The 10,644-nt window shown below is 35.3% G+C and carries 7 protein-coding genes and 1 pseudogene; all 8 read right to left on the bottom strand.

Annotated elements, in window-relative coordinates; genetic code table 11:
• Positions 1–315 (bottom strand): annotated as a pseudogene (locus AC1Q8M_RS09290) (hypothetical protein); the annotation flags it as partial.
• Between the two features lie 235 nt (positions 316–550).
• Positions 551–820 (bottom strand): hypothetical protein, encoded by a 270-nt coding sequence (locus tag AC1Q8M_RS09285; RefSeq protein WP_016512752.1) that lies wholly within the window; start codon positions 818–820, stop codon positions 551–553.
• A gap of 773 nt (positions 821–1,593) precedes the next feature.
• Positions 1,594–2,658: an N-acetylmuramoyl-L-alanine amidase gene (locus AC1Q8M_RS09280; RefSeq protein ID WP_098361624.1), complete on the bottom strand. Its 1,065-nt coding sequence runs from the start codon at positions 2,656–2,658 to the stop codon at positions 1,594–1,596.
• Positions 2,655–2,894 (bottom strand): hypothetical protein, encoded by a 240-nt coding sequence (locus AC1Q8M_RS09275; protein WP_016108980.1) that lies wholly within the window; start codon positions 2,892–2,894, stop codon positions 2,655–2,657. Before AC1Q8M_RS09275 ends, AC1Q8M_RS09280 begins: the two co-directional genes overlap by 4 nt.
• Positions 2,894–3,130: a hemolysin XhlA family protein gene (locus AC1Q8M_RS09270; protein WP_097952101.1), complete on the bottom strand. Its 237-nt coding sequence runs from the start codon at positions 3,128–3,130 to the stop codon at positions 2,894–2,896. The genes AC1Q8M_RS09275 and AC1Q8M_RS09270 overlap by 1 nt, the downstream gene beginning before the upstream one ends.
• Positions 3,131–3,221: 91 nt before the next feature.
• Positions 3,222–5,951, bottom strand: coding sequence for a phage tail spike protein (locus AC1Q8M_RS09265; RefSeq protein ID WP_492334140.1), 2,730 nt, complete (start codon positions 5,949–5,951; stop codon positions 3,222–3,224).
• On the bottom strand, positions 5,948–6,634 hold the full coding sequence (locus AC1Q8M_RS09260) for a phage tail protein (protein WP_492334139.1): 687 nt from the start codon (positions 6,632–6,634) through the stop codon (positions 5,948–5,950). Before AC1Q8M_RS09260 ends, AC1Q8M_RS09265 begins: the two co-directional genes overlap by 4 nt.
• Positions 6,627–10,475: a phage tail tape measure protein gene (locus tag AC1Q8M_RS09255; RefSeq protein WP_492334138.1), complete on the bottom strand. Its 3,849-nt coding sequence runs from the start codon at positions 10,473–10,475 to the stop codon at positions 6,627–6,629. Before AC1Q8M_RS09255 ends, AC1Q8M_RS09260 begins: the two co-directional genes overlap by 8 nt.
• Positions 10,476–10,644: the final 169 nt, after the last annotated feature.

Genomic DNA, 10,644 nt, shown 5'->3' with positions numbered 1-10,644 from the left:
ACCGGATTCTTGAGGTCTTATTGGTTTTGCAGAAGCACCAACGGATTCTTGAGGTCTTATTGGTTTTGCAGAAGCACCAACGGATTCTTGAGGTCTTATTGGTTTTGCAGAAGCACCAGCGGATTCTTGAGGTCTTATTGGTTTTGCAGAAGCACCAGCGGATTCTTGAGACCTTATTGGTTTTGTTGAAATATCAGGTGATTCCTGAAGCTCCGATGAATATGCAAAAGATTTTGGTGGAATAAAAAACGGGATAGGTTTTATATCAAATAATTTAAATTTAGTATTTTTTTGATTTGTACAGAACTTACACATATAATCCCCTCCTATAAAAGTTTGTATTATATTGTAAACATGACTTGTATAAAAGTGATAGTGCAATTACCTAAAATCTTGATATTACTTATATTTTAGGTAATTGCACTATCACTAGTCTTGTATGTAATTAATTTTAAATTCCTTATTTAATAAATCGTTTATTTTAATTTTATATAATATTAAAAAAATGCACTAGGATTACAAATACCTAGTGCATTTTTAAGTTTGCTAGTTACGCTCCTCGATCATCACTAACTGATAAAATACTACTAATTTTGACACTAATTTGGTTAGGATTTTCAAGTGCATTTCCATTATCATTACTTTCTACTTCTACGCCTTCTCCATTACCACGACGAAGCGTAACAAAAGTTTCTCCGATTCGAGTAATAAGACCTTCTACGTGGAATGAAGGTAAAAATAATACAACTCTTGCTCCTACTAGTTGAAATGCGCGTAACAAAGTACGGATTTCATCTTCATGATGTTCTGCCATTTTCATCAACCTTTCCTTTAAAATTTATAAAGTAGTGAAGAAGTCTTTTTGAATCAAACCTACTTACTATATGAAATGAAAACTAGTAAAGTAAATTTCATCTTATTTTAAAACTGCCTCACTGCTTTATAAGATAGACTATGTTTTTGATTACAATTTGCTTAGACTTGATCACTATTGATATAAAAACAAACGTCCTCACTATTTATTTTGAAAATTCAGATAATATTTTTAGAGGAATTTTCTATGAAAAATCTTGATAATTTCCTTACCAAAAATTACGATAATTTTCTATTTATTAAGTCAGATAAACTAGAATAGTAAACAAGAATATTCCTCCTTATAAAAGTGAATTTCTCTTTACTTCACAGCAATTAACTTTGAATTTTCTATGATATAAAATATTTAGCCTTTATATTGTGTTGCACCATTTACATTTACTATTGCATTGATTTTAAATTCCAGTCCCACACCATATAAACTTTGTACAATACAGACCTTTGAATTAAATACAGAATTTAAATTTAATGAATTGTTGTATAATAAACACTCCACTCTTTTAGATACAATTAGAAAAACAATCTTCCGATTATATTCCAAAATCGTTATTATTTACCTAACCCTAGAGAGATGATGCGATGAAGTTTTTTCAGTCGATATTTAGAGGATTTCGCTTAATCAGTAGGATTGTTAATCGAATACTAAAAGCATTATCTAAAAGTAAATTTTAATTATATAGAACTAAAAAAAGGCCGCCCAACAGGACGGCTCTTGTTTTTTTACTTCACATACACATAGGCTTCATTTGCAGTTACATAATATGTTTTACCTTTACTGTTGTGTACTTTGTATTGTGATGAACCATTCACATTAACTTTCGCATCAATTGTAAATCCTAATCCTGCATCTACAGAACCAGCCACATCTTTATCCTGCCAAGATGGAGCATCATAGAAACGTAGATTGTTAACTTTTGAAACAACACGCTTTCCAACAATAGAAGAATCTACTGTACTTTTCTTATTAAACTTCACATAAGATGGATCGTTCTTAATCCACTGATCTCCACCAAGATTTAACCACCCGTCTTTTTCAGCCCACACAATATAAGATTCTGGTTTGTTCAACTGACGAATCTTAGAATAGTTTGTACCTGGTCCTTTACGTAAGTTAACGTTATAACCTTCAATATAGGCGATACCGTCTGTTACTGCTGTTGGTACTTCCGATGGTTTAGATGGCTTCTCAGGAACAGAAACGTCCACACTAGAATTATTGTATGCTCGTTGTACATCTGCTCTAAATTGAGCTTCTGAAACGCCATGAGACTTTAAGTAATCAATTGGATCTTCATGATCTGTACCGCCAAGGTAATGAGTTACATCGCTATGTGTCCATAGTCCTTTTTCTACAGATAACCCACGGTCACGTAAGATTTTAGCTAGTAACTTAACGTATTTGTCATAGCTGCGTTTGAATTTTGTATAGTCCGCTGTTTCGCATAACTCAACATGTACAAATCGTTTATTAGCAGCAGGACCGCCACCATAAGCAATATATTTTGTATCAGCAATTTGGATCACTTCATCCCAATCGACTGCATAGTGAACAAATGCATTTCTCCATGTTCGAGACTCATATTTTTGAATGTTAATAGCTGGAGCTTCTGGAGTTGCTGTAGAATGTGCTACAACACCCTCATAAGCGCCTACACCATAACGGTATGGTTGTTTTGGTAAATCAGGAATAATAAGTGTTCTATCAGCAAAAGCACTTGTAGCAAAAGAGACAGCAAGTACTAGAATCATAAGGAACGAGGTAATATGTTTCATTGTCTTTTTCATTTAGCATCAACATCCTTCTTCATAATTTTTGTGTGGTCAAATAATCCACTCGCTGACAGTCCAATGATGATTCCTTGAAATACATTTGTTTTGATATCTCCGTCCAAAAATAAAACGCCTAGCACAATGCCAAGCGTTAAATTTAATAACGGAACATATTTTGTTTGTAATCCAATTGTTTTTCCAATTTGTGAAAGACCAACTACAATTCCAATCATTACAGTAATTTCAAACATTACATACCACCTCCTTTCATTAAGAAAGTGAGAATGCCACCAACAATTCCGCCAACTATAAGTCGCAAAATCCAGGTAGTATTGGCACTGATTTTATCTAACTGCTTGTTGATGTTATCAATATCCTTCTCGTTACCTGTTGTTCGTATTTCTAACCCTTTAATCTCTAAACGAATGTCCTTGATCTCTTGCTTGATTTCTTGAACATCACTTCTTACTTCTTGTAATCCTTCCACTTTGACCACCTCATTTCAAAATAAAAAGAGAGACATCTATTTGTCCCTCTTTTCTTATAAAAGCCGTATTTTATGCAAATTAAAAAACAGCCTATAGCTGCTCTGGTTTCTTATCAATTAAATTTTGAAGTAACAGTTGTTCTAAAACTTCAATTCTACGGTTCATTTGTTTATTTTCTTCTTTTAACTCTTGAATTTCAGCATCTTTAGCTTGTTTTTCTTCTTGAAATGCCTTTATTTGAATTGCTACTGAAGAATATATTTCAGCTGCATTTCTTGTCTTTGTAACAAAACAATCAGGAGTATTTTCATCATCTGCAATCCACCCATAGTGAGTTTCTATATCGTTTGTTGTAAGAATTGGGTCCCCTTCAACACGATTCATTCGCTTCTCATATAAGTCTTCTATATCTGTTTTCAAGTTATATTGTTGGATTTGAAGTGCCATAATTTTTTCTATTGCACTAAACTGCACGTTACGAATATTTGTTTTGTATTCACGTTTCGATGCTGTTTGGAAAGCTGATGCCGTAACAGCGTTATATGCACTTCCCGACCCATTTTTAACCTGAAGTGTTTTATATCCCTCAACGTTGCCATTTCGTAGCATTACTGTTTGGAATCGAAGGTCTGTTTCAGCGTTGGGTGTTGCAACTATATCAAGCATATTTTTACCTTTTAAGTTGAATACAATGGAAGACTGACTGTCCATCCATACGGATTTAGATCCACCTTTTAATGTTATTCCACCAGCAGAGTCTATCCAAAATGCGTTCGATGGATTAGATACTGTGAAGGTAGCACCGTTGGCTACTTCAACCCAATATGATCCATTCTTTGCATACTGACTTATACCTTTTCCAGAAGTGATAATTGTATGCCCACCAGAATTGACCTCTGTATTCTGATTACTTTTCATAAACAAAGCCCCACCAGTAAGAATATCTACGTGGCTAACAGAATCTAAACGAATTGTATTAGTATAAGCGCTAAATTGTTTATCAGACCTTAGGGTAACTCCATTATTACCAGTAATATAAATATAGTTATCTCCATTAAGAGATACATCCCCTTTTGTATCCACATTTAATTTAGCGCAATAATGTGGAGTTTGATCCGCATCATAACCTTTAACAATACCAAAGCTACCGGTATAGTAATTTTCTCCTTTCACTGGGAATTGAGATATTGTTAAAGTACCATCGCGGAAACGTGATGTATCCACATCATCATGCATAAGTATTGTTGGTTGTATTTGGCTATCAACAGCTCTTTTGTAATAACCAATAAACATTCGCGTTAAATTCGATTCCATCAAGCGTATGAATTGTTTTTGGATGTGTACATAGTTAGTACCGTTGTCTGTCCGTACTGTAGAACCAACTATCTCTCCACCACGTACTAAGTTACCGTTTAGTACACCCGTTGTAATGAAATCAGCGACAATCCTTCCATCCATTGTGATTGCCGTATTATAGGGTCCATTAATGCCTGTGGAGGAATAACCAAATCCATTGATATTCCATTGCCACACTTTTTTAGCGGTTCTTTCATCAGCTGTATCCATAATCAAAATTCTTTCTGGATATATACGAACATGGCCACCGAAACCGCTATTGATTAAATTCGTAGCATTTTCGCGTGCTTGTTCTAATATTGATTTTTCCATTCCTTTAACGTTGTTTTTAATACCATTGACGCTATCTCTAATATCATTGAAGTTATTCTCAACATTATCAACTCTGCCTGTTATATCAACGAATGACTCTTTAAAATTGCCTAATGTCAATTCGATATACTCTTCATTGATCGGGTCGTATTTGTAATGATTAACTTTAGCTTCAATTTCGAAACCGTCTTCTTCATGTATAACTGTTACTGTATCTCCCATATATACACGTTGTAATACCGCCAAATCTTTATACTCTTCAGTTTGAGATAGCTCTTGAAACTCTACTTTATATGTCGCTTTTGGATAATCAACATGTTGTTCATCGTACATTTTTTTTGCGGCATTGCGTAACATTTCATATGCTTGTGGTAACGGAACTGCGTCTTCGTCGTCAGCATAATCACCAATAGCTGCTTTAATGTGTTCAAATTCAATAACTCTAATTTTAGGTTTAATATATTTACTAGCGTTATAGCTTTCCACGTACTTTTCTGGTAACAGTAGTCCATCAAAACCTTTAGGCATCATTCGAGTTATAACACCTTGCCAATCAACATCGCCTTCATATCCTAATAAATCTTTTTTGTGTTGAATAACAACACCGCGATCTTTTCCACGTTCTCTTAGCATGTGGACGGTGAAATTATCCCTTTTTAATTCCCCGCCCCAACGACTAAGAAAAGAGTTGTCCTGGCTGTTATCAAGTATTGCTTCGACTGGGTTTTTTCTAACCAAACGAGAACTAGAAATTGTATTGATATCACTAATGAAATTAAAATTAGTGTTATATTGCATACGTTCTTTCATTTGTTGTAATGCTGCTTGTCCGTCCTTTTCTTGAATAAATGTATCTTCAATCAAGTTATCAACGAGATCATAGAATACGTGATAACAAAATACGTGTAATTCACCCATAGAAGGTGCAGGTCGTGCTACACGAAACAATTGATTGCCATCAGGTGTTGGCGCTTTGATTAAACATTGACCACCTATTTCTAATCCATGCGGAGCGAATAACGGATATTTAAAACTTAAGACATATAAACCATTTAATTCTTCTTCAATAACTGCATCGTAAATATTATCGTCTAAAATACCTATACCATTGTGAGTAAAATCTGTTTCAGTTGGTTTATATAATGTAATCATAAGTAACGCCACCTCGGGTCAATTTGTAACTTTGTAACAGTTCCAGTCCATTTTATTGTGTTTGCACCTTCAGAGAATGCGGGAAAATTACCGATCATATTACTATTCATCGGCGTAGTGTTCGAATATGCTTCTTTTAACTCGGAATCAATTACTACTGAACTATTTACATTTTTAATTAAGAATGAAACATCATTTATCGTAACAGTAATTGATCCACTACCATAAATCGTTATTTTAGGTAATGAATACTTAGTGCCCGAGTTTACAAGAGTAGTTGTCTTAGTTATTTCCAAAGGTTGTAGAATAGCGTATTCGAATGGATCAGCTACAAAAGTAACTTCGAATTGTCCATATTCTTCTATTTCATTAGCGATATTACCTATTTCCACACTTTTTATTTTTCTATAAACGTTATCATCTGTAAAAGAAAGGGTTTTAGCGTTCAATAGCCATGCTTTTATACGTCGTAACAATGGTTTGATATTATAATCTTCTAACAAGTTAAAGTCAATCTTGAAAGTAACGTCTTCATAACCATTTTTCTTTGTTAATGATCCGTTTTCTCTACCAGGAACTTCAATAAACTCTATTTTTTCTTTTGCTGTTGGTATGTCAGGGCGCTCTACCATACAAAGAAGATAGTCACGTCCTAATATTTCATTTATTCGAATATCAACCACGTCGCGCCCTCCCTATACCGATATTTAACATTTGTCCTTTCTTTGCAAACCAATCATCAGCTTTTTCAAACATTTTATTTAGATCACTTTCATTTTTAACAGTTGTATTAAAAGTCACTTCATTTTTAATTTCTTGTGGTTGTTGTTGCTGATTAGCGTTAACACCTTTACTCAATGACAATGAATTGTTAACAATGTTAGGTAAATTAGAAAGAATACCATTGCCACCTATTGTTTTAGTAATCCTTTGTACCGTATCTCCTAGTGCACCTCCAGAAGAGAATGGAGCTAATGGAACGCCTTGATTTAAATTAACAGCTAATGCCCTTGGCGCGGCAAACGATGCAGGCGCTGCGAATGATGCTGGGGCAATTCCTTGATTTCCTGTATTATCGTTAACACTTATAGAATAAGAACTGCTAAATGGATTTAATTTGTTTAAAATGCCACCAGCTTTATTCCACGCTCTGGAAACTGTATCGATAATACCGTTCATTACTTTAATAATTGAATTCCAAAGACCATAAAAGAAATCAATCACACTATTAATCGGTTTGTAAACGCTTTGAAGGATATCTGAAACATAACTCCAATTGCTACGAACGATGTTAGAGATATAATTGAACGTTCCAGACACGCCAGAAGACAACCTATCCCAAGCACCAGTTACATTAGATACGACATTATTCCAAATGCCCGAAGTTATGACATAAACTACATTCCAAGCGCCTTCAATTCTGCTTTTCACTTCATTTACAGCATTGCTAATATTCGAAGTTATCGTATTCCAAACTCTCGAAATAGTAGAAGTTATTTCATTCCATTTGTTGGATGTTGTATTTTTAGTTGAAGTCCAACCACTTGTAACAGTATCTGTTGCTTTATTTATCTTGTTCCCAATATATCCAACGATCTCTTTCCAAACATCAGAAATAAACGTCGAAACCGCGTTCCACGCCTTTGATGTTATATTTAATACGTAATTCCAACCTTCCTGTATTTTAAGTTTTATAGGGCCCAAAACTTCATTTACAGTATCAGTAATCCATTGCCATGCTTCACGGATTATATTAGTAATCCAATTCCACGCTGTACTGGTTGCACTTGTGATTGCATTCCACAATTCTGTGATAGTGTTAACTAACATATCTCTATATTCTATAAAAGTAGAGGAAATAGCATTCCAAGCTTCTTCGATGTAAGGTTTAATCCATTCCCAGAATTGTGTTACCGGTTCTTTTATTAATTCCCATCCTAAAATGAAAGCAGTTAATAACAACTGTAAAGGGAATGTTATGATTTGGAATAGAATATTCCAAGCTATTTGCACGATCTCTTTCAAACCTTCCCAGAATGCTGAGAAACCTGATTTTACAGCTTCCCATGCGTCAGAACAAATTTGTTTGAACGAATCCCATGTACTTGAAAACCATTCAATCGTTGTTGTCCACATTTCATTTGCTATGTTGCCAACTTCAGCCCAAAAGTTATTCCAATTATTTTTAAACTCTTCCCATTGTTGACTAAACCAGTGCGATATCATATCCCATGCCATTTGAATCGATTGGGCTACATTATCCCAACCTTTAGAACAAGCATCGCTAATTGTTGTCCACAATTCTGACATCCATGTTGAAAATTGGCTCCATTTTTCTTTAAGCCAATCTGTAATACCTCCCCAGTTGTTAAATATAGCTATAACTGCTACGACTGCTGCTATTATTGCAGCTATTGCGGCTACAACTAATGCGACAGGAGCGCCAACAAATGCAGCTATTACGGTGACTACTATCCCTATCGCTTCAGCTATAGCTGAAATCCAACCTATTAGAGTACCGATAAAACCAATTACCGAACCGACGGCGGTTATTATCGTCCCTATGGCTGTTATCGTAGCTCCTATGACTATTAATAACGGGCCAATTGCCGCCGCTAATGCCGCAATAATTACGATTGTTTGTTTAGTTTTAGGATCAAGTTTAGAAATCCAGTCCATTAATTCTTTTAATTTTTCAACAACAGGCATTAACGCAGGTAATATTTCAGTCCCGAATTGTACGGCTAAAGTATGAAGTGTTTGTTGTAATTCTTTGAATTTATTTTCCGGTGTGTCCTCCATTTGTTCAGATAAATGTTTAACCTCTCCGGTAGCATTTCGGGCATCATCAGACATTTTTTTAAGCTTTTCGCCGCCACTATGAACAAGTATTTGCCACGATGCTAAATGTTCTTTACCGAATATTGTAGCGATTGTAGCGTTTTGTTGTTCTTGTGTCATTCCTTGTAAACCGTGTTCAATTTCGTCCATGACTTGAGGTAATTGTTTCATTTGTCCGTTTGCATCAAATGCACTGAATCCCATTTTCGCCATAGCTTTAGACATAGCCTTTGTTGGCTTAGTTAAGTTAACGAAACCAGATTTCAAAGCCCTTGCCGCTACAGACGCTTCAATACCATTAGATTGTAATAAACCTACAGCAGAAGCGGTTGTTGATAAATCTTGTCCAGCTGAATTTGCAGTTGGCCCGATAATTGACATTGCTTCTGTTAGAGAATGAACGCTAGCTTTTGTATGGTTAGCTGTATAAGCGAATATGTCAGCCATCTTATTGATACCAGCTATATTCTGCTCAGCGTTATTTGTTTTTTGTCCTGTAGCTTCATAAGCAGATCCTAATCCGTCCACAGTTTTTGATAAATCTTCATTCGCGCCACGGGCAGTATGGAGAGAAACAGTCATGATTCGCATCGCTTCTTCTGCTGTGTAACCGTCTTTAACTAACACAAGTAAACCTTCATTTATTTTTTCGGTACTAACACCAAACTTTTGAGAGTTAGCAAGGGAACTATCCCACATTCTGCTCATAACGTCGTTAACTTGTTGAGAAGTTAACCCTGTTGCGTTTACCTCTTTTCGAATATCAGCCATTTCATGTTGGAATTTCGATGCTTCTTTTGCAGCGTAACCCATGGCGCCAGCTATAGGAGTTGTCACTTTCATTGACATGTCTTTTCCTACACTAGAAACACTTTGACCGACTTCTTTTACTTTGTTACCGAATTCTTGAACGTGTGATTTAGCAGTTTTAAAGCTGTCTCCAACTCTTCTTTCTAGAGCTTGCGTTTCTCTGCCTAGTTCAAATTCAGCTTGTCTTGCCCTATTTAATTCGGTTTCTAACCTTTTAACTTCTTCAGATCCAGCGCCGAATGCAGTTTTAGCATTATTTAATTGTTGCGCTAAATTTCGAGACTGTTCACCAGCGTTTTGTTGCGCTTGCTTTAAATAGTCATATTGTAATTTCGTCTTGGAAGTTTCCGAAGCGTTCTTTCCTAGTGAAGCTGCTTGGAGATCGTACGCCGATTTTAATTTATCAGCTTCAGTTTTTAAACTGGAATGGGCTGTTTTCAAACCTTCTAACGCTTGCTTTGACTTACCTATTTCACTATTTCGTAATGCTTCAGCTTGTTTAGCTTCTTTTAATGATTCGGTAGTAGTTTTTATTTTGTTAGAAATTTCAGTTTCAGCAATTTGTGCACGTCGTAACGCTTCTTCAGCCTTCTTTGTTTCTGTTGCATTTTCTCCCCACACTTGTTTTGTTCTTTGAAGTTGTTCCGCTGTCTCTCTTGTTTTGTTTTTAGCGATATCATATTGCTTCTCAAGTGTGGATAACGAAGTCTTATATTTATCAACATCAGTTCCGGTTAACTTCATTTGTGTTTGAGCTAACTTTAACTCTTGTGTTAAGGCTCTATTCGCCTGATTCATTTCGTTTATCTTAGATTTATAATCAGCGGTGTCAGCCTTAAATTTAATTATGGTTTCTTTTGAAGGAGTAGCCATTTATTTTCCACTCTCCTTTTCTTGGATATAGGCTTTCCACCCTTCGTAAGCACTTTTGTTTTCTGCTATTCTTTGAACATCCCTTAAGGGTAAATTCCAAAAGTCACTTTCCGATATTTCAAAAATAAATACGTATAGACTGTATAAGTCCACAACGAATTCAATTTCG

The sequence above is a fragment of the Bacillus sp. GW823-FHT06A10 genome (assembly GCF_058795375.1).
The sequence above is the reverse complement of the archived record's forward strand: the minus strand, read 5'-3'. Positions and strand labels throughout refer to the sequence as shown.